General features: G+C 40.1%; 14 protein-coding genes. 4 read left to right on the top strand and 10 right to left on the bottom strand.

Features of this window, described 5'->3' with window-relative positions; genetic code table 11:
• Positions 1-56: 56 nt before the first annotated feature.
• A complete protein-coding gene (gene gyrB / locus BT_RS17350; protein ID WP_008763685.1) occupies positions 57-2,018 on the top strand; it encodes a DNA topoisomerase (ATP-hydrolyzing) subunit B in 1,962 nt (653 codons plus the stop codon).
• A gap of 169 nt (positions 2,019-2,187) precedes the next feature.
• A complete protein-coding gene (locus tag BT_RS17345; protein ID WP_162303099.1) occupies positions 2,188-2,388 on the top strand; it encodes a hypothetical protein in 201 nt (66 codons plus the stop codon).
• A gap of 8 nt (positions 2,389-2,396) precedes the next feature.
• On the opposite strand, the gene BT_RS17340 is transcribed toward BT_RS17345, so the two are convergent.
• Positions 2,397-2,978 (bottom strand): DUF3109 family protein, encoded by a 582-nt coding sequence (locus BT_RS17340; RefSeq protein WP_008763683.1) that lies wholly within the window; start codon positions 2,976-2,978, stop codon positions 2,397-2,399.
• Positions 2,979-3,076: 98 nt separating this feature from the next.
• Here BT_RS17340 and BT_RS24395 point away from each other — a divergent pair, with 98 nt between their 5' ends.
• Positions 3,077-3,250: a hypothetical protein gene (locus BT_RS24395; RefSeq protein WP_008767623.1), complete on the top strand. Its 174-nt coding sequence runs from the start codon at positions 3,077-3,079 to the stop codon at positions 3,248-3,250.
• Positions 3,251-3,282: 32 nt separating this feature from the next.
• Here BT_RS24395 and BT_RS17335 read toward each other — a convergent pair whose 3' ends face one another.
• The 7 genes from BT_RS17335 to gpmI all read right to left on the bottom strand — a co-directional run bounded on the left by BT_RS17335 (position 3,283) and on the right by gpmI (position 16,054).
• Positions 3,283-4,893: an O-antigen ligase family protein gene (locus tag BT_RS17335; RefSeq protein WP_008767622.1), complete on the bottom strand. Its 1,611-nt coding sequence runs from the start codon at positions 4,891-4,893 to the stop codon at positions 3,283-3,285.
• Positions 4,894-4,944: 51 nt separating this feature from the next.
• Positions 4,945-7,683 carry a hypothetical protein gene (locus tag BT_RS17330; RefSeq protein WP_011108819.1) on the bottom strand — a complete coding sequence of 913 codons (2,739 nt, stop codon included), beginning with the start codon at positions 7,681-7,683 and terminating at the stop codon, positions 4,945-4,947.
• A 186-nt stretch (positions 7,684-7,869) separates the two neighbouring features.
• Positions 7,870-8,562, bottom strand: a complete 693-nt coding sequence (locus BT_RS17325) for a hypothetical protein (protein WP_008767620.1) — start codon at positions 8,560-8,562, stop codon at positions 7,870-7,872.
• 138 nt (positions 8,563-8,700) lie between these two features.
• Positions 8,701-11,418 carry an MG2 domain-containing protein gene (locus BT_RS17320; RefSeq protein ID WP_008767619.1) on the bottom strand — a complete coding sequence of 906 codons (2,718 nt, stop codon included), beginning with the start codon at positions 11,416-11,418 and terminating at the stop codon, positions 8,701-8,703.
• A gap of 12 nt (positions 11,419-11,430) precedes the next feature.
• Entirely contained in the window at positions 11,431-12,717 is a 1,287-nt protein-coding gene (locus BT_RS17315; protein ID WP_008767618.1) for a hypothetical protein, read from the bottom strand.
• 24 nt (positions 12,718-12,741) lie between these two features.
• Positions 12,742-14,268: a transglutaminase-like domain-containing protein gene (locus BT_RS17310; protein WP_011108818.1), complete on the bottom strand. Its 1,527-nt coding sequence runs from the start codon at positions 14,266-14,268 to the stop codon at positions 12,742-12,744.
• Between the two features lie 271 nt (positions 14,269-14,539).
• Entirely contained in the window at positions 14,540-16,054 is a 1,515-nt protein-coding gene (gene gpmI / locus BT_RS17305) for a 2,3-bisphosphoglycerate-independent phosphoglycerate mutase (RefSeq protein WP_011108817.1), read from the bottom strand.
• 174 nt (positions 16,055-16,228) lie between these two features.
• Here gpmI and BT_RS17300 point away from each other — a divergent pair, with 174 nt between their 5' ends.
• Entirely contained in the window at positions 16,229-18,700 is a 2,472-nt protein-coding gene (locus tag BT_RS17300) for a TlpA family protein disulfide reductase (RefSeq protein WP_011108816.1), read from the top strand.
• A 656-nt stretch (positions 18,701-19,356) separates the two neighbouring features.
• Here BT_RS17300 and BT_RS17295 read toward each other — a convergent pair.
• Positions 19,357-20,550: an ISAs1-like element ISBthe4 family transposase gene (locus tag BT_RS17295; protein WP_011108038.1), complete on the bottom strand. Its 1,194-nt coding sequence runs from the start codon at positions 20,548-20,550 to the stop codon at positions 19,357-19,359.
• Between the two features lie 90 nt (positions 20,551-20,640).
• Positions 20,641-20,940: a hypothetical protein gene (locus BT_RS17290; RefSeq protein WP_011108814.1), complete on the bottom strand. Its 300-nt coding sequence runs from the start codon at positions 20,938-20,940 to the stop codon at positions 20,641-20,643.
• Positions 20,941-21,013: the final 73 nt, after the last annotated feature.

Raw genomic sequence — 21,013 nt, 5'->3', positions numbered from 1 at the left:
CCAACTCGACAATTTTCACTATATTTGCTCTGTTATTATAACTTAGAAAGGCAATTATGAGCGAAGAACAAATCACTCCCAATAACGGGTCTTATTCTGCGGATAGCATCCAGGTATTGGAAGGTCTTGAAGCAGTGAGAAAACGCCCTGCGATGTACATCGGTGACATCAGCATAAAGGGACTTCACCACTTGGTATACGAAATCGTTGATAACTCCATTGACGAGGCACTGGCCGGGTATTGCGACCACATCGAAGTGACAATCAACGAAGATAATTCAATCACCGTACAGGACAACGGACGTGGTATTCCGGTCGACTATCATGAAAAAGAAAAGAAGTCGGCACTGGAAGTAGCGATGACCGTTCTGCACGCCGGAGGTAAGTTCGACAAAGGGTCGTATAAAGTTTCCGGAGGTTTGCACGGTGTAGGTATGTCTTGCGTAAATGCACTGTCAACACACATGACTACACAGGTATTCCGCAATGGTAAAATCTATCAGCAGGAATATGAAATTGGTAAGCCGCTTTATTCTGTGAAAGAAGTGGGTGTATCGGATATTACAGGAACCCGCCAACAATTCTGGCCGGATGATACAATCTTTACCGAAACGGTGTATGATTATAAAATACTGGCTTCACGTCTGCGTGAGCTGGCATACCTGAATGCAGGTCTCCGCATTTCACTGACCGACCGTCGGGTAGTGAATGAAGAAGACGGTAGCTTCAAGAGTGAAGTATTCTATTCCGAAGAAGGGCTGAGAGAGTTTGTACGCTTCATCGAGTCTTCACGTGAACACTTGATCAACGACGTTATCTATCTGAACTCTGAGAAGCAGGGAATACCTATTGAAATAGCCATTATGTACAATACAGGATTCTCCGAAAATGTACATTCCTATGTCAATAATATCAATACAATCGAAGGAGGTACGCATCTTGCCGGTTTCCGCCGTGCACTGACCCGTACGCTGAAGAAATACGCCGAAGACAGCAAGATGCTGGAAAAGGTGAAAGTTGAAATATCGGGAGACGACTTCCGCGAAGGTCTGACTGCCGTTATTTCCGTTAAAGTTGCCGAACCACAGTTCGAAGGACAGACCAAAACAAAGTTGGGTAACAACGAAGTAATGGGTGCCGTAGACCAGGCTGTCGGTGAAGTTTTGGCTTACTACCTGGAAGAACATCCAAAGGAGGCAAAAACGATTGTAGACAAGGTAATCCTTGCTGCCACAGCACGCCACGCAGCAAGAAAAGCCCGTGAAATGGTACAACGCAAGTCTCCGATGTCCGGAGGCGGTCTGCCGGGTAAACTGGCCGACTGTTCGGATAAAGACCCCTCAAAATGCGAATTGTTCCTCGTCGAGGGAGACTCGGCAGGTGGTACTGCCAAGCAAGGACGTAACCGTATGTTCCAGGCCATCCTTCCGCTACGCGGTAAGATTCTGAACGTCGAAAAAGCGATGTATCACAAAGCACTGGAAAGCGATGAAATCCGCAATATATATACGGCACTGGGTGTCACTATCGGAACAGAAGACGACAGCAAAGAGGCTAACATCGAAAAGCTGCGCTATCACAAGATTATCATCATGACCGATGCCGACGTCGATGGTTCTCACATCGACACACTGATCATGACATTCTTCTTCCGTTATATGCCGCAGATTATTCAGAACGGTTATCTATACATCGCTACTCCCCCGCTCTACCTCTGCAAAAAGGGTAAAGTAGAAGAGTATTGCTGGACAGACGCGCAACGCCAGAAGTTTATCGATACCTATGGCGGCGGTCTGGAAAATGCGGTTCATACACAGCGCTACAAAGGTTTGGGTGAAATGAACGCCCAGCAGTTGTGGGAAACAACAATGGACCCCGACAACCGTATGCTGAAGCAAGTAAACATCGATAATGCCGCCGAAGCCGATTACATCTTCTCCATGCTAATGGGTGAAGACGTAGGTCCGCGCCGCGAGTTTATCGAAGAGAATGCAACATATGCGAATATCGATACATAATTTTAATATTACGTTTTTATAAACCAACCTCACATCTTACAACGAAGAAGCGTCGGCAAGCGAAGGAAAATCCTCCGTGTCGGCGCTTTTCTATGTCTTAATAAAACCTAACAGTTAAATCTTTTTCCGGTCAAAATCACTATCTTGCCGAAAATGAAGGAGGACACTTATGAAAACGACTACCCCAAATCCTGTATTTGCCAAGATCAGGCTCTATCTCAGAATTCTGGCATCCTGTGTGATTGTCACTTGCCTGTTCCTGATTATTATCCATCCGGAGGCATGGATTACTCCGGCTTGCATTATCGTAGCTATGATCTGCCTATTATTTCTTCTGATACGATCCAAACACAAAGAGTCGAGGAAATGAAAGAAATATCAGATCATATCATGCGCCTTTAATTCCTTCACTGCGACTTCCAGTTCCTGGTACCACTTCTCGCCGAATTTACGGATCAGAGGTTCTTTCAAGAATTGGTAGACAGCCACATTTTCTTTTTTCCCCAGCAACACAGCCGCCTTACACACATCCCAACGATGATAGTTCACCGCCTTATAAGGTCCGTAATCTCCAATCCGGATGGGATAGAGATGGCATGATACCGGTTTGTAAAAGTCCGTCTTGCCATCCCGATAAGCCTTTTCGATGGCACAGTAACAACATCCTTTCTCGTCATAGCAAGTAAAGACGCAATCCTTATTATTAACAATAGAAGTCACCAGATCACCTTCCTGATCCGTGTATACCACTCCTTGCTTCTCAATGACAGCACGTGCTTCCGGCGACAGCTCTTCCCATATTATCGGCAGAACCTCTTCCAGCTTTTCCACTTCATCCAACTCTACAGGCGCCCCTGCATCCCCTTCAATGCAACATTCGCCCTTACAGGCGTCCAAATTACAAAGGAACTTTTCCCGAAGGACATCGAAGCTCACTACTACATCTTCTATCTGAATCATAATTTCATTCTTATGTTAAGCCCACAAAAGTACGAAAAAGTAGTAAAAGAGATTTTAAATTACTGCATTTGTATGTAGTAAACACTAAAAAATCATCTATGAGAGCACTATTCTGGATATTATTAATTGTCTCTTCGAACTGCTGGGAGCAAACTTGGAAAGAATTTAACCCTACATTGGGTAAAACAATCGACCTAAGTAGAGAAGGAGAAAAAGCATTCATCAAAGGACTTGAAAATGATGAACTCATTGATGGAAAAGACAATTACTAAAAAAACTAGAGACATTATGAATGTTAGTCAAACTAATGGATGACGGACTTTACAGAGTTTTTTGCTTTCTCTTTTATCCATTCTACTTTAGAAGATGGTACTTTCACCTTTTTCTTCAAAATAATTTCTGCAATTTGAATTGTTTTCTTTTCTTCCCCCTTCAACTGATACAACTTCATTAATTCATACAATGGGACAAATCGAGCCGGGCACATCAAAGAAGCTAACTTCAAATGCTTTTCAGCGTTATCATATTGAGTCGTATTTATACAATTATCAGCCATCAGCAATTGTAAATTATAATCAGCCCAAAGTTCACTACATTGCTCTGCCATCTCTTGACTTTGATTGTAATATTTTCCATAATTAAGTTCAGCAGCATAATTATAGAGAAACAAATAATTGTCTCCTAATTTAGGCAACAACTCATTATAACGAGCAAAAGTCATATCTGTTTGCTTTATTAATGAAAATTTAGCCGTGCGGTTCCATGCTGTGGTATAGAGTATATGTCGGGTTATATAAATGAAAGCCGCCAATGACAAACCGATTATCAACAGACACATACTTCTCCGAAGCCATTGAGGATATTTAGCTATATATCCGGCGTGAAAAATAATAACATATATACTGTATATCATCATCACCCATACAAAAGGATAAGATAGCGGATAAGAAAAGCAAGCAAAAACAGCAATGCCTATCAAGCAAACGGTTGCAATATTAGTTTCGAGACAAGAATTACGTCGATAACATTTCCACAAAAAATAAACAAAAGTAAGAAAAAGAAGAAAACCTATTAGACCATAATTTACAACCAACAATATATATTCATTAAATGGATGTTTAACATCACCTGCTAACATCGCATATTTATTATCAGTATCTCGCGCAAAATATTCAGCCTGATAATTCATATAATTAGCCAAAAAGCCTCCACTTCCATATCCTGTAACCGGGTTGTCTTTTATCATTAGCGCGGAACATTTCCAAATGAGCAGACGACCGTCTGCCGAGTCTTTTTTAAAGAAATACAGCAAAGTTACAAATACCGGAAATAGTAATAAAAGTAACAACAAATATTTCTTTCGAGAACCTATTTCTGTTTTCTGTAAAAAACAAACAATACACATTACCGCAATACTTAATATCCCTGTTCGTGAACCGGACAATACAACAACTATTATAACACATAGCCCGGCAAGAATAACACTCCCCCTTATTAGTTTTGAACAATAATGCATATAAATATAAAACACTGCAGGAAATCCAGCACAAAGGGAAGCGGCATATCCGGCAGGATTATCGAAACTGCCACTAAGACCTAAATAAGAATGAAATGGAATAATATGAGTATATTGCAATATCCCATGCATCGCTAAAACAACATCAGATAGAAGAACAATGATATAGAAAGATGGCAGTAACTTATTCAGACTCCATGAAAAAGAGGACATACTAAAAGTACTGTTTGCTATTAGAAATAGTAATAAAAGGATAATGGAAGCATACCATTTATCCCCTATAGTAATAATCGGACTCTCTATCTGCAAGAATAGAGAATTGGCACATAAAAGAAATGCCAGTATATAGAGAACCTTATATCTCATACCAATCTTAGGCAGCAGTCTCCTTCCAGTCATTTTGTTAAAGTATTATCATCACATTTTATTTTCAACTTTAAATTTATTATTTCATTTTATCTCAAATTCTCTTGTTTCGTACACCATTTCTCCTTCCTCTGTCAAGCCCTCAATTACCACTTTATATGTGGTAGCCTTATCTGCTGAATAAAATAAAAAATCACATTCTCCTGATGAATCTGTTTGTAAGCTAGGATTCCAATAAAGTGTAGAACGAAAATCCGGTATCAACGCATTATCCTTATTGCCTTTATCATATTTGGGAGAATAGAAAGCTACTGGTTCTTGGTATCCTCCAGAGGGATAAACATCCGTTTGAATATCATCAAGCTTGCCATAGCCCTTAAATCGTTGTTCAATAGAACATAAATGTAATAAAGGATCCAATATTACGCCTGGATAAAGTACTAATTCAAGAATGGCAACAGAAGTATGCTGCTCATATTCCCATAAATACAAATAAGGCTTTAGGATTTTTTTTCTATCAATACTATTTAAAGAAATAACTTGAATATCACTCAATGACAAATAATTAAGAATTCCAGCATTGGAATGCATGTTACCATTTATCATTAACACAAGAGGCATATCTTTATAAAAACATGCCCAAGCATTCATTATCTTCACAGAAGCTTTACAAGATCCTTTCATTGTTGAGGTATAATATGGATATTTGAATTTAACTCCCATATAGTCAACCAATTCCCACATATTCTTAAATTTAAACTTTGCTATCTCCCTTAAGGTCAATCTCTTATTCAGTAATTTGGATTTAACCGTCACCTGATTTAATAAATAATCACTCATACCAACCGGATACACCATATCCCGCTGAATTCCACCGGATATTTCTGACAGAAACGGCTGTGGCACTGTTTTGTCTGACAGAATATACAGTTGGTCCTTATCGAGAATTATTTCTGCCTTATTACGCCCATAATTTTCACCTTTCCGTATGAACCGCTTGCCTATCATCCCAATAGGAACGCCTTCCGCAAACTCAACACTATCCACTCGAAACGCTCCATCTTGACCAAGTTTTATTACCCTATTAAGACCGAACTCCAAATTCCTCACGTACACATCATAACGGCTTTTACCTTCTCCTTTCTCATTTTTCAGCCTTCCTGATAAGGAGGTAAACTTCTCCGGCTCCATTACAGGTCTTTCAAAGTTTCCTTTTATAATCTCCGGCAATCGGTATCTCTTCCATCCGTGTATCATAAGAAGCAAGTCCAGTGCCTTTTCAGCCTCGGGATTATCCGTTTGCAAATAAAAAGACGGAGTTTCAATTCTCCCCTTCAATTCGGATGAAAGCAGCAAAGTAGACAAAATAGAATGTGTGGTATCCGCAACTGCCATGGACTTGTCTGTGATTGCAACAGAAAGGTTACCCTTTACAGGATTGCCATTCATATCCGTAAGCAACAGGCTCGTGCGAACCGGTGTTCTTTTTCCATAACTGTTTTTATCATTCTCCATTTTACACACAATGGTCTTCCGGTAAGGAATAAAACCCAGCCTTTCACTTAATACATTATAATTCTTATCCAACAACAGACATTGAACGATTCCGGACGGATACTGATCTTTTGCAATAGTGATTATGTCGCCTTTATCGGACAGTAACCATCGCGCACAAATCATTTTTCCACGTACATGCGCCAGCAATAGAAGTTTCTCGTGAGGTGAATGTAAAGCGGAATTTATGGATATCTGTATATCTTTTTTTCGACTCTGCACAACGATTCCGTATGCTGATTCCTGCACTTGTGGCAGTTCAAAGATTTTTCTTATACCCTGTTTATTAAGCACTTGCACGCTATACTTTTTTCCACTTTTGGGAGTAAAGGTAAATGCACCCATTCCGGCATACAGAGTTTTACTCTCTGCCATCACATTCCCCTGTTCATCTATCAATTGTAAGGTGGCATCTATGCTATTGCCACTAACATCCAGCACTTTATAAGCAGTCCGACAAGGCGTATCTGCCAACAAGTGTCCCCCCTCCGGGTAAAAAGTGACATCATAATCCTCCATCCCCGTACTGATAGCGGCATATTGTCGAAAAGTATTGTTTCGGACATCGGTCATATCCAGCCGCACACATGCGTCGGGAGTTACTTTTTTATTGCGAATGCTCAGCTCTATTTTTTTTTCTTTATCCAGTTTGACAGAGACTGCTTTTCCCTTATCGCAAACAGCTTTCACTTTTTTCAACGGGATTTGCTCCTGCCTGTTATTCCAAAGTTGAAGTTGCAATTCTGTATTTTCTTCATGTGATGATGTTTTGCTGCAAGCTTTCAAGTGCGTAGTCTCCCAATTACTTGCCATCGCGATGCAGACTTCCCTTTTAAATACCAGCTGATTCTTTTCCGAAAGCATATAGCGGGTATAAGCAAGAAGAGCATACTTTCCACCTGGCAGACCTTCGGGGAGGGAGATATATCCATGAAATTGATTCATATCATCCGGTCTAACTTTTGCCCTACCCACTGTTTCATTCTCCGGATTGACCAGTTCGACATATACATATCGGCTTAGCCGAATAGGAATATGAGAAGACGCATTGACCATGTAGGCTTTGAACCACAAAGTGTCTCCGGGAAGGTAGCACGAACGGTCGATGTGAATATGCAATTTTTCCTTGGGATAGATACGAAACTGTTCTGTCATACAATGGGCAATAGTATCGAATGATACTATTGTCTGTGCAGACAGGGAGTGGACGGTCAATGAAATCAGGGCAAAGCAGCAGATTTTCTTATATTTATTTATTAAATCCTTCATAATAATCAGTTTAACCAACGACCAAAACAATCATTCCATTAAATATACCAAACAATGAATAGGATACTTGAAATTAAACCTCCTAATTCTTTATTCGATACAATGTAAATAAAGAGAATTTTAAAACTTCAAATTGAATATAATCTCTTAAGTTCCTTCATTAAAGAAGTTATAATACAAGTCATATTACCAAAAAGTCTCATGCCAACTAAGACTAGCATTCCACTCTTGTGCTACAGGTAGCCATGTAAGCATTAGCGTATAATCATAATTTTCATCAACCGAATAAATCTGCCAGCCCGAATATCTAGAAACAGTTATATTTATACTAAAATAAAGACTACCTTTACTATAGCCTGTATTAGGATTGATATCTGGAAAACCACATATATACTCAGGGTCTCTAGTAGTAAAAGTGCAATTCACATTATCGGATTTCCAATATCCTGCAATATCTTGCCAGCATTCAATCTCAATGTCTCGAACTGTATAAGTTGCCCAATGTGTAAAATCGAACTCTTCCTTGTAAACAGTTCTTGTTCTTGAAAAATTCTTTTTTTCAGAATTACATTTAACTTTCACTACCAAATGACCATCTGGCTTCAGCTCTATATTTTCTGAAGGTATTTGAATCGAACCGGAGCGTTCCCTATTTTTATACGCTGCTAAAAAAAGAGATGCCTCCTTTTCAGTCATTGGAGGATTAACTGGTTTACTACTAAGTTTTTCCACTTTAAACCCCGCTTCTCTAAACATTTCTGCTACTCTATCTTCTTCACTTAATTCCGTATTATCTTCTTCGAAATTAGAAATACAACCCTGCATAAAAAGGCAGGGTATCAAAGCAGTTAAGAGTACTAATAACAATTTATGTTTCATCTTTATGATTTTTAGAATAAGTTATGAGCTAATTTAATTTTACATACCGAATCAAGTATCTGCATCTCATACAAATCTTAGACAGTAGCCCACCGTCTATCTTGCAAAAGCATAATCTTTACATTTAAATTTATTGTTTCATTTTATTACCAACTCTCTTATTTCGTACACTATTTCTCCTTCCTCTGTCATACCTTCAATCAACACTTTATATGTGGTAATCCTGTCTGCGGAATAGAAAGAAAAATTACATTTCCCTGATAAATCTGTTTGTAAGTTAGGATTCCAATAGAGTGTAGAGCGAAAATCCGGTATCAACACATCATTATTATTACCTTTTTCATATTTAGGAGAATAAAATGCTATCGGTTCTTGATATCCTCCAAAGGGATAAACATCCGTTTGAATATCAAGTTTGCCATAACCCTTTATACGTTTATCAATGCCATTAACATATTCTAAAGATTCAACATCAACATCAGAATGAAGTTTTAATTCAAGAATGGCCACTGAGGTATGGTGTTCATAGCTCTGTGCATAGCTGTATAATCCCAAAAACTTTTCTCTACCAATACTATATAAATGAATCGCGCAAAGATCACTCAAAGATAAATAGTTAAAAATCCCAGGATCCAGAAGTGGGATATAGCCGTTTACAATTAATGCAAGTGGCATATCTTTATAAAGACACTTCCAACTACCCCACAATGTGACACCAATATGACAACGTCCTTGCATTAATGAATCAATGAATGGATAACTAAATTTAATACCTAAATATTCAGCCAATTCCCACACATTCTTTAATTTAAGTTTTGCAATCTCCCTTGAATTTAAACTCTTATTTAGTGCATCCGACTTAACTGTCACCTGTTTTAAGAAATAATTACTCATACCAGCCGGATATATTATATCCCGCCGGATACCACTGGACATTTCCGAAAGAACAGGTTGTGGAACTGTTCTGTCGGAAATATTATATGTCTGTTCCTTATCCAGAATTATTTCTGTTTTACTACGCCCGTAAGTTTCTCCTTTCCGTATAAATCGCTGGCCGATCATTCCGATGGGAGTACCTTCCGCAAATTCAAGACTATCGAGCCGGAATGCACCATCCGGACCGGGGGTTATCGTCTTATTCAGTCCGAATTCCAGATTTCTCACGTAAACTTCATAACGGCTTTTACCATCACCTATCTTATCTTTTAGCCTTCCGGATAAGGAAGTAAATCGCTCCGGCTCCATTGCTGGTTTCTCAAAGTTACCTTTTATGATCTCCGGCAGTCGGTATCTTTTCCATCCGTGTATCATAAGAAGCAAGTCCAATGCCTTTTCAGCCTCAGGATTATCCGTTTGCAGATAAAAAGACGGAGTTTCAATTCTCCCCTTCAGTTCGGATGAAAGCAGCAAAGTAGACAAAATAGAATGTGTGGTATCCGCAACAGACATGGACTCGTCTGTGATTGAGACAGAAAGGTTACCCTTTACAGGATTGCCGTTTACATCAACAAGCGACAGATTCGTGTGAATCAGTTCCCTTTTCCCATAGCTATCCTTGTCATTTCTCACTTTACACATTATAGCCTTTCGATAAGGAATAAAACCCAGCCTTTCGCTTAGCACATTATAATTCTTATCCAACAGCAGACATTGAACGATTCCGGACGGATATTGATCTTTTGCAATAGTGATTATGTCGCCTTTATCAGACAGTAACCATTGCGCACAAATCATTTTTCCACGTACATGCGCCAGCAATAGAAGTTCCTCGTGAGGCGAGTGTAAAGCGGAATTTATGGATATCTGCATATCTTCTTGATGGTCTTTTATGACAATTCCATAAGCAGATGATTGCACCGGAGGAAGTTCAAAGACTTTCTTTACCCCTTGTTTGTTGGATGTTTGTACGATATACCTTTTTCCACTTTCCGGAGTAAAGGTAAATACTCCCATTCCGGAGTGCAGCGTTTCACTTGTTGCCATTACATTTCCCTGTTCATCCATTAATTGCAAGGTAGCTGCTATACTATTACCACTAACATCAAGCACTTTATAAGCTGTTCTACAAGGGGTACCCTCCAACAAGTAGCCTCCCTCAGGATAGAACGTGACATCATAATCTTCTGTTCCTGTACTTATCGCAGCATACTGTCTGAAAACGTTGTTCCGGATATCCGTCATATCGATTCGCATACAAGCCTCGGACGTCACTTTTTCATTTTGAATACGCAACTCTATCTTTCCTTCGTCATACAGTTTTGCAGAAACCGGCTTCCCCTTGTTACAAACGGCTTTCACTCTTTTCAAGGGTATCTGTTTCTGGCTATTGTCCCAAAGCTGGAGTTGCGCACCCGTGATTTCACCATGAGGTGACAAGATATTCGCTTTCAAGTGTGCAGTCTCCCAATTGCTTGCCAGGGCGATGCAGACGTCCCTTTTAAAGACAGGCTGATTCTCTTCAAAAAGCATATAGCAGGTATAAGCTAGCAGGGAATAGTTTCCACCGGGCAGATCCTCGGGGATAGAGATGTATCCATGAAACTGATTCATTTCATCCGGTCTGATTTTTACCCTGTCTATTGTTTCATTCTCCGGATTGACCAATTCTACATATACATATCGGCTCAACCGGATGGGAATATGAGAAGACGCATTGACCATGTAGGCTTTGAACCACAAAGTGTCTCCGGGAAGGTAGCACGAACGATCGATATGAACGTGCAATTTTTCCTTGGGATACATATTAAGCTGCTCGGCCATACGGCTGGTTATAGTATCAAATGATACTTTTTCCTGTGCCGGAAGTGAGGGGACAACTAATAAAATTAAAATGAGGCTACAAATTATCTTATACATATTCTTTATATCTTAAAATCTTACCATTTTACGTTCTTTTTCCTTTTTGTCCCATTCTTCCTTTTTCTTCAGTATTTCCGGTTTCCCATTCACAACATCCTCTCTGGCAAATAGATGCTTGCGGGAATTATCCAATGAAATCCACTGCTCAGCCACAGCCAAACGCAATTCATAATCTGCCAACTCACTTACTACTTGTACACTATCCTTCTTCCTTATAAAATCATAGTTCTTTAATTCATCCCAATATCTTTGAGCCTGTTCATCTGCTCTTTTTTGAGAAACAAACTTAAAATAATCTTCCAATTGCTGATGAGTAACAACATTTATCAAACATTTTCCTTCCAATTTACTCCGTTCAAATTTAGTTTCTCCGTTTTTGGATGCGTCTTCATACATAGCTTTGTACTCTGCCTGCTTAATTCGATAATATTCAGCCAGTAACTGTTCAATTTGCTGTTCTGATAACTTCGTCACTTCCCGTTTACAAATAATATCCAACAGTTTATTATGAGAAAACGATTCAATAGTTTCCAACTTAAGTAGTAGTAATGGCTTATGTGCATTGAGTCGATAACGCTCTTTATCGTATCCTTTATTATCTCCCCTACTGCTCATATATTCTAATATCCCGCTTTTTTCTCTTTCAAACTCATACAATTGTTTTATAATAGCTAAACTATCGCAAGTCGTAGAACATAATTGGTGCACCTGTATCTGCTTCCATTGCTGTGCAGCTATTTTCTCAGCCTGTCGCGTTTTTCTAATTATAAAAAAAGCCTTATATTGCGTTTCTGAAAGAATCTCAGCCAAATATTGTTTTTCCATACTATCATGTTTGTAATCTTGAACTCCGAATCGTTTCTCTATTTCTTCACTATGATGTAAAAGTTGCTCAATTTGAACATGAGACAAGTTCAATTCCTGTCTATATTTAACCACCGTACGCAGATCTGAAATATATGGCAGTTGGGGACCGTTATTCTTTTGATAGAACATATAATCATTCCCTTCTAACGGGGTCAATAAACTCGCTATTGTATTTATTGACGGACAATACCATCGGGCAATCTCATCTAATGATTTTCCTTTTTTCAATTCCATTTCCGCCAAACTATCGTTTTCTTGGAAGAAGGTCCTTAAATTCATGATACTTTCATCAGAAAGTGATATTTTACTGCTGATAGCATAAATTTGCATAGCAATACTTATAGAATTCTGAGATATGACAACAGACTGCTCTTTGCTTTGACAACCAGATAACAACACTATTACAATAAATGTGCTTATTAATTTCATTTTTCTTCTTGATTATATTACAAATTACCACCAATATCGTGTCCCATCCGGCATAATAATGAAAGGACGCTCTTTTCGTTCGGAATACTCCGGCACAAGAAGCATTAGTACATTTTGCGGTACCTGATTGAATTGCAGACAATCGGCATCCATTGTTGCAACTTGTGTTCCCAATGAAATCCATGCATTATCCCAATAAAAAAGTTCATATTTCTTATCCGGGCGAAAACGCAGATAGCGGTCCTGTTCTTCAATTTCAACAGTCATAGTATGCAATAAATCCGGAACTAAATACAATTGATGGTTATAACCATTTACTATAGGATAACCTATCGGTATAAGTTGATGCTCCTTATATATCATAGGAAGAATAACCACGCCACGAGGCATATTATGAAATGTAACTGAATTTTCCATTCGTTCACCCCACCACTCAGCATTCCATCTACCCATACTAAACATGCAGGCATATATAATGTGAGTAGTATCATTAAACAAAGGAATGGTCACATCAGATGTTTCCCAATATTCATGGGTTACATCAATATAGTTTGTTTTTTGTAAAAATCCAGTAGGAATACATTCTTCCTTTTCTTTAGATGCTAAGGTGCCAGGTTGGCTGGAATAAGTATAACGAATTACTTTAGACGGTTCCCGATCAAGTGGATGATCTACAACAGCGTGTGTGGTAACATCCAACTTCACCGGTTTCATCTTCGTATCAAAAACGGTGTTCGAGAAATGTGCTCCGGCAGAGGTTGCCCATAATGGCACAGATATGTAAGCAGCCGGAATACCTTGCGAACGAAAAATAAATGTTTCCAAAGCTGCTATATCCTCACAAGCTCCTTTCTTACGAAACAACAATTGCTGCGCACTTAGACGGGAGAGAGGCTCATTTCTCGTTTCACTTCCATAAGTGAATGTAAACCAATCTTTGTAATCGATAGCAGCATAATCAAGTACATTCTCTAATGGCTTATTCTGAAGGCTGTCTGTCAACCAGTGATATCTCTTACAATATTCTTTTCGCCATTCCGTTACAGGCTCTACTGTAACCCGGTAAGGTAATATATATTCGCAGAAATCGTTAAAAGGTATGTCTTTATATTCAGATAGCCGCCAAGTATCAACCGCATGATTTACATTATTAATAAGATATTTACCAGTTAAACTATTTACATCGTAAATGATAGTATCTTGAAAATCCAAGGAACCATATTTTTTCCTCATTGAATCGATTGCCTTTACGGCTGTTTCCAAATTAGCATAATCGAACTCCGAAAAATCCACTCTTTTCCCTTCGCGCGTTTTCCAATAGTAAGTTTCACTGTAATGGATATCCATATGCGCCACCAAAAACTCTATGGCTTTTATCTTTATACTGTCTCCCTGTTTATAAAAATAATCCAGTGCCTTTTCAAGTTCCTTACGGTTATTCCCAGCTTTCGCTAATACAGTTTCTACACTAAATGGATATTTTGTTTGTTGTGTGTCACATCCGGTATAGAAAAAAAACAGACTTACTATAAATAGGTAGATGTTTTTCATCGTAAAAAAATATATTTGCACAAAGGAAGCTGTTTTTACCTTCAGAAGAGTACTAGAATCAACCAAAAGAGTTCGAATTTCATTCAATCACATTTTTCATGAAAGAGAAAGGAAAAATAGGATAATATAAATCAGATAAACTACAAATTTCACTGCACAATGACTGCAGTTATAACTTTCTTACGAAATCAAGCTGTTTGTGAAATTAAAGAAACAAAATAAGGGGGCACTTTGCGAAGTGCCCCCTTTCATTATTACAGTATCAAGTAAATTACTTAATCAAAATCTGACCGTTCATATCAGCCGGAGCTTCCAGCCCCATGATTTTCAGGATAGTCGGAGCCACATCAGCCAGGCGACCGTCTTCTACTTTCGCAGCTTTGTTTCCGGTTACGTAAACACAAGGAACCGGATTCAGAGAGTGAGCCGTATTCGGAGTGCCGTCTTCGTTCAAGGCACGGTCAGCATTACCGTGGTCGGCGATGATGATAGCTTCGTAATCCTGTGCCTTAGCAGCTTCGATTACGTCTTTCACGCAAGCGTCTACAGCCACAACAGCCTTCTCGATTGCTTCGTAGATACCGGTATGACCTACCATGTCACCGTTAGCGAAGTTCACCACGATGAAATCATATTTGTTTTCGTTGATGGCATCTACCAGCTTATCCTTCACTTCGTAAGCGCTCATTTCCGGTTTCAGGTCGTAAGTGGCTACTTTCGGAGATGGAACAAGGATACGGTCTTCGTTGTCGAACGGAGTTTCACGACCGCCGTTGAAGAAGAAAGTAACGTGAGCATATTTCTCTGTTTCAGCGATATGGAGCTGGTTCAGTCCCTTGGAAGCGATGTATTCGCCCAGTGTGTTAGCAACGTTTTCCTTGTCGAACAGGATGTGAACACCTTTGAAGGATGCATCATACGGAGTCATGCAGTAATATTGCAGTCCCGGGATCGTATGCATTCCCGCTTCCGGCATATCTTGCTGAGTCAGTACGACAGTCAATTCTTTAGCACGGTCGTTACGGTAGTTGAAGAAGATAACAACATCACCTTCTTTGATGGTTCCGTCGCAGTTGGCGTTTACAATCGGCTTGATGAATTCGTCCGTTACACCTTCATCGTAAGATTCCTGCATAGCCTGAACCATATCAGTAGCTTTCTTGCCCTGGCCATTTACCAGCAGGTCATAGGCTTCCTTCACACGTTCCCAACGTTTGTCACGGTCCATAGCATAATAACGACCGATGATAGAAGCGATCTTGCCTGCCGATTTCTCGCAGTGTGCAGAAAGTTCTTCGATAAATCCCTTGCCGCTCTTCGGGTCAGTGTCACGACCGTCCATGAAGCAGTGGATGAATGTATTGTCGATGCCGTATTCTTTGGAGATGTCGCAAAGTTTGAAAAGATGAACCATTGAGCTGTGTACGCCACCGTTGGAAGTCAGTCCCATGAAATGAACGCTCTTTCCGTTTTCTTTCGCGTAAGAGAAAGCAGAAACGATTTCGGGGTTCTGCAGGATGCTGTTGTCAGCACATGCGCGGTTGATTTTCACCAAATCCTGATAAACCACACGTCCGGCACCAATGTTGAGGTGACCCACTTCCGAGTTACCCATCTGTCCGTCGGGCAAACCTACGTTCTCACCACTTGCCTGAAGTTGGGAATGAGGATAATTGTTCATCAGATAATCCCAGTAAGGAGTGGGAGTGTTGAAGATTACGTCGTCTTTCTTTTGGTCGCCTAGTCCCCAACCATCGAGGATCATTAAAAGGGCTTTCTTACTCATAATATTTCAATATTTAAATTATCACTCTGATTTTCGGGTGCAAAGGTACAAAAAAGATGATTACGTAAACGTTTAATCTATGTTAAGTTAAAAGGGAAAAAGAGAGGGAGCTATGGATATTTTTCTTTCTTTGTATAAGGAACTACTAAATGCATTTATTCAAAATTTAATATTATGAAAACGATTCTACTCTGCATGATGCTCATGCTGTCGGGTATGCTCACAGCACAAACCGTCGACAATCCGCCATTCAAAGCCCGTTCGGGAAGTATTGGCAATATCACCCGTATAGAACGCACGCCCGATGGCACGCGTGTTTATATTCACGCCATCTTCCGTCCGCACTGGTGGATAAAGGAAGAAGGAGACAGTTATCTGGAAGATGCAGCCACCGGCAAGAAATACCAGTTCAAGAGTGCGGAAGGCATTGAGCTCAATAAGGAAGTGTATATGCCCGATTCGGGCGAGATGGACTATGTGCTCGTTTTCGAAGCTCTGCCGGAAGAGACGCAGGTCATCCATCTCCTCAGTCCGAGCGATACGGAAGGAAATACGTATGACATATCTTTAGTACCGTCCTCCGGCAAAAACGTTTCGCCGTTGGCGGCAATCAAGGGAAACTGGTTCAAGGCAGATGATTTAAACGCCTGGGAATACGGTATCTACGATTCTGTTACGATTATGGACAACCGGATATTTACCAACGAAAACATCCGCAAGAAAGGGAAGCGGGTGGAAATCACCGTCAAGGACAAGCGGAATGGAGACATACGCACCCTGCTGGTCACCCCGCAGAAAGACGGAAGCTGTCAGATACAAGTGAACGGAGAAAAGAATCAGCTGTATACCCGGCAAAGGGGAGCTACAAAGACAATCGCTGCCGACACAGGTTTCCAGCAGTTCTTCCACACAGACACCACCTGTCTGCAAGGGTATATAGACGGCTACGACCGCCGGCTGGGATTCGACACCGGACTCATCTATCTATCCAACCATATCACCCGCCAGGACTACCCGACTGTGATTCAGATAGACGAAGACGGCAGCTTCCTGTGCAAGTTTGTCATCAAGCATCCTGTGGAACAGTCGGTCACGCTTGACAACAACTGGATTCCATTCTATATCGAGCCCGGACAGACGCTTACCATGTATATCGACTGGGAAGCATTGCTGGCACGCAGCCGTGCACGCGACTATTATTTCCCGATCAAGAATACAGCCTACATGGGCCCGTCGGCTTCCCTCTCCTATCTGCTGAAAGAATTCAAGTCGCTGATCCCCTACCGTTACGATGATTTATCCAACGCGCGCAACAAACTGACTCCCAGCCAATATCAGGAGCACATGAAGCCGATTGTCGCCCGATGGGAGCATACAGCCGATTCACTTATTCAGATTTGCCGCCCATCGGCAAAAGCTGCCCGTCTGATCAAGAATAAGGCAGACCTGCAGGCAGGAGGCTTATTCTTCGACTTTCTGATGAGCAGAGATTATTATGCGAAGCAGGATACAGCCAACCAAGCCTTGAAAGTGAAAGAAGAAGATTCTTATTACGACTTCTTGAAGAAGATGCCGCTGAATGATGAAACAGTGCTCGCCGATGCCAATGCCAGCTCTTTTATCAACCGGTTTGAATATATGGACGCCTTCAGAACAGCCTATAATTATCATGCACCGAAAGCAAAGGATACCATCTCTTACACGTATCCGGAAGAATCGCTTCTCGCTTTTCTTAAAGAGAGAGGAGTAAAACTGAATGCAGAACAGGAGGCAATCAGACTGAAACAGGAGAAACTGGCAGGAACAACCGTCAGAATCCCCTTAAAAGAACTTCAAGAAGAGAATGACAAGGTGACAGGCTTATACGAAAAAGAAGAAAAACTAGTCCTGGAGTACATCGACAAGCAGTATAAAAACAAGCAGTCAGAGCAAGACATGGACAGAAACTTTATCTCGATGGAACAAAAAACCGGTCATAAGAAAGACAGCATTCTTGCCCGGCTATATGATGTGCCCGATCCTTTGCTTTGGCAAATAGCCAAAGTCCGCAACCTGGGTTTCAGCCTGCAGAATATCAAGACACGTTCCATTGCCCGTGAGTATGTGGACAGCATCAAGCAAAAGCTCACTCACCCACAATTGGCAGAAGAGGCCGAATATCTGTTCGCCAAAACGCATCCGAAGGAAAAAGTCAATTCCTATCAACTTCCGGAAGGCAAAGCCACCGACGTTTTCCGCAACATTATTAAGAATCATCCGGGAAAAGTCCTGTTCGTCGACTTCTGGGCAACAACCTGCGGACCTTGTCGCGCAGGAATAGAAGCGACGGCAGACCTGCGCAAAAAATACAAAGATCATCCGGAGTTCGAGTTCATCTATATCACCGGACAGAAAGACTCACCAGCCGGTGCATATAAGCAATACGTGGAAAAGAATCTGAAAGGAGAAGCCAGCTATTATGTCACCGACTCAGAGTTCAATTATCTGCGCCAACTTTTCCGCTTCAACGGCATTCCGCACTATGAACTTGTGCTAAAAGACGGCAGTATCTCCAAGGAAAAACTGGGGACGCATAGAATCAGAAAGTATTTGGAGGAGCACTTCCCCGTTTCCGGGTCTGCCGGACAGGGAGAGAATGATCAGTAATCCCGACTGAGTCTGGTTGTGACACTTTGACAAGAATGCACATTAAGGATAAGATCAAAGGTCAGTAGCCACTTTCCCAATTGAAAACCGGAGTGGTAGGCATACTTTATAATTGAATAACAATAATTTATGTATTTACCTACCACCTCCCCCTACGGGTACTCCTCCTTCCCGAAGGAGGAGATTTAAGATACTATTGACTTTTTAGTCAGCCCAATTTCAGTTACTATTGACTTTTGCCTTCCTCTTCGACAAATTCAGCATGACAGATACTCTCTAGAAATAAAATGCTTTTCTATTGTCACTTATCACCTTTTGGAGATAACAAGCTGATAATGAATACACTTCTGATGATAATAGCTGGTGACAATAGGGTGATAATAAGGTGATAATAGCCGTAAATCATGCTTTTTATTGTCACTTCACCCCTATTTCATGACTTATTACCTGTCATTTCCTCCCCATCTTATTACCTATTACCTGTTACTTATCACCTGTTACCTATTACCTGTTACTTATTACCTATTACTTATTACTTATTACACCTATCACGCCTCATCCGAGTCTTGACCTTATACCACAAATACGATAAGCTACCAATGCTTTTAGCTCATCATGCCTTTATACTTCCATTAAGCTACCGCAGGGAAAACGCATTATAAATCATGTAAAATAAGTTCCCATAAGAATTCATTATCCCACCCTGCTATTAATCTTTTTCTATTGATTGGTATCTCTCTTTTGTTGTTTCTCAATGTGGCCAATGCAATTTTCGCCAGTACGGAGAAGTTTAATGCTGATATATTTCTTCTTCTGGTATTGTCTTCATGGAAATTGACATCCAACTGCCAATGTAGATTATTCTCAATTTCCCAGTGTTCTCTACTATTTTTAAGTATCTTCTGCGCATCAGGTTCCAAGGAAGATATAAAACATCTTTTTTCCACTGTAGTGCCTTTGTTTGTATTTCTGGTATTCTCAATATATCCAAAAGACCGTATATTTTTCCACTTCTTTCTAATATCTGCTCCCAGAAAACCGGGATCGTTGCAGCAATAGCAGATTCTCGACTCATTCCTGCCATGTCCTTCCTCATGCGTCTCATATTTGTCAAATCGTACTGTTGTACCTTTTGATACAATACTTTCTGTTGCTGACAGTACTGTTTCCTTTAATTTCGGTTGATTATCTTTCACTATAAAAATGTAGTCACCTTCTCCCTTTATGACTTTCTCTGCAATTGTACGCTGGCATCCTAAAGCGTCAATTGTAATAATACAATCTTTTATACACAACATATCTAATAATTCAGGAATGACAACTATCTCATTTTCCTTTTCTTGTGTGCATAACTGTCCAAGGGAGATTCCCAGTTCTGTTGCAAATGCACTAATAACATGCAATTTGTATTTTCCCGTATTCGAATCAGGAAGTACTCCTTGTTTACGACGACGCTTGTCCTCTTCGGATTCATAGGCTCCTCGTATGGTTTTACCATCAATGGCTATATGACCCGAATAACATTTGAGAATGCTTTGGACCCATTGTCTATAAGATTCTTCAAATTTTAAAGGATCTAATGCCGAGAAAAAGCGATTAAATGTATCATGAGAAGGGATGCCATTAAAATTGGAAAGCTTGGCTGCAAAAAAAGATTCTTTACTTTTACCAAAGTCTTCTATTGAATTCCAAGTATCAGCGCCACATATAACAGCAGAAATGGCAATAAGAACAATGGTACTGGCCTGATGCTTTTTACAACGCTCTATCCGGTTATCTATCAATATTAATGAATCAGCAAATTCATGTAGGTTGCTGATCTCAATCCTTCTTTTAGTTTCTTGCTTCATTTTAATTGTGATTTATAATCACGTAAATGTACTTAAATAATATTGTAAATGAAAGATAAATATCTTATTAATAAGATGAAAAGACGATATTCATGTAAGATAAATGTATAAAAGATAAAAGAAAAAGTATAATGCGTTTTCCCTGTAAGCTACCGGCATCTTTACCTGTTCACGGCCGTGACAAGACTTGATCACATCCGTGAGCAGCATTTGCCACGACCGTGAGCAACTCTTACCACGGCCGTGAACAACTAATGATATCGGTAGCTTATCCCAACTTTCCTTATAAGGAAAGTCTACTATATAAGGAGCTAACGGGAACTTCAGCACTATCTTACAAGTGATTTTACCATAGTCAACCAATGAACTCCCCGCACACTGAAAGACCATAAACAACAAGAAAATTTAAAAAAAGCGATGCAAAAGACGGAACCTCGGTTAATTTTCCGTACTTTTGTATCGC

This window comes from Bacteroides thetaiotaomicron VPI-5482 (genome assembly GCF_000011065.1).
Lineage (GTDB): Bacteria > Bacteroidota > Bacteroidia > Bacteroidales > Bacteroidaceae > Bacteroides > Bacteroides thetaiotaomicron.
Note: the sequence above shows the minus strand (reverse complement) of the source record. Positions and strands in the feature narration are given on the sequence as shown.

Excerpts from the sequence above, each read along its gene's own strand:
- BT_RS17290 (WP_011108814.1), bottom strand. The coding sequence starts at position 20,940 with ATGGTCTTTCAGTGTGCGGGGAGTTCATTGGTTGACTATGGTAAAATC.
- BT_RS17310 (WP_011108818.1), bottom strand. The coding sequence starts at position 14,268 with ATGAAAAACATCTACCTATTTATAGTAAGTCTGTTTTTTTTCTATACC.
- BT_RS17330 (WP_011108819.1), bottom strand. The coding sequence starts at position 7,683 with ATGAAGGATTTAATAAATAAATATAAGAAAATCTGCTGCTTTGCCCTG.
- BT_RS17345 (WP_162303099.1), top strand. The coding sequence starts at position 2,188 with ATGAAAACGACTACCCCAAATCCTGTATTTGCCAAGATCAGGCTCTAT.
- BT_RS17315 (WP_008767618.1), bottom strand. The coding sequence starts at position 12,717 with ATGAAATTAATAAGCACATTTATTGTAATAGTGTTGTTATCTGGTTGT.
- gpmI (WP_011108817.1), bottom strand. The coding sequence starts at position 16,054 with ATGAGTAAGAAAGCCCTTTTAATGATCCTCGATGGTTGGGGACTAGGC.
- BT_RS24395 (WP_008767623.1), top strand. The coding sequence starts at position 3,077 with ATGAGAGCACTATTCTGGATATTATTAATTGTCTCTTCGAACTGCTGG.
- BT_RS17320 (WP_008767619.1), bottom strand. The coding sequence starts at position 11,418 with ATGTATAAGATAATTTGTAGCCTCATTTTAATTTTATTAGTTGTCCCC.
- BT_RS17300 (WP_011108816.1), top strand. The coding sequence starts at position 16,229 with ATGAAAACGATTCTACTCTGCATGATGCTCATGCTGTCGGGTATGCTC.
- BT_RS17325 (WP_008767620.1), bottom strand. The coding sequence starts at position 8,562 with ATGAAACATAAATTGTTATTAGTACTCTTAACTGCTTTGATACCCTGC.
- BT_RS17295 (WP_011108038.1), bottom strand. The coding sequence starts at position 20,550 with ATGAAGCAAGAAACTAAAAGAAGGATTGAGATCAGCAACCTACATGAA.
- BT_RS17335 (WP_008767622.1), bottom strand. The coding sequence starts at position 4,893 with ATGACTGGAAGGAGACTGCTGCCTAAGATTGGTATGAGATATAAGGTT.
- gyrB (WP_008763685.1), top strand. The coding sequence starts at position 57 with ATGAGCGAAGAACAAATCACTCCCAATAACGGGTCTTATTCTGCGGAT.
- BT_RS17340 (WP_008763683.1), bottom strand. The coding sequence starts at position 2,978 with ATGATTCAGATAGAAGATGTAGTAGTGAGCTTCGATGTCCTTCGGGAA.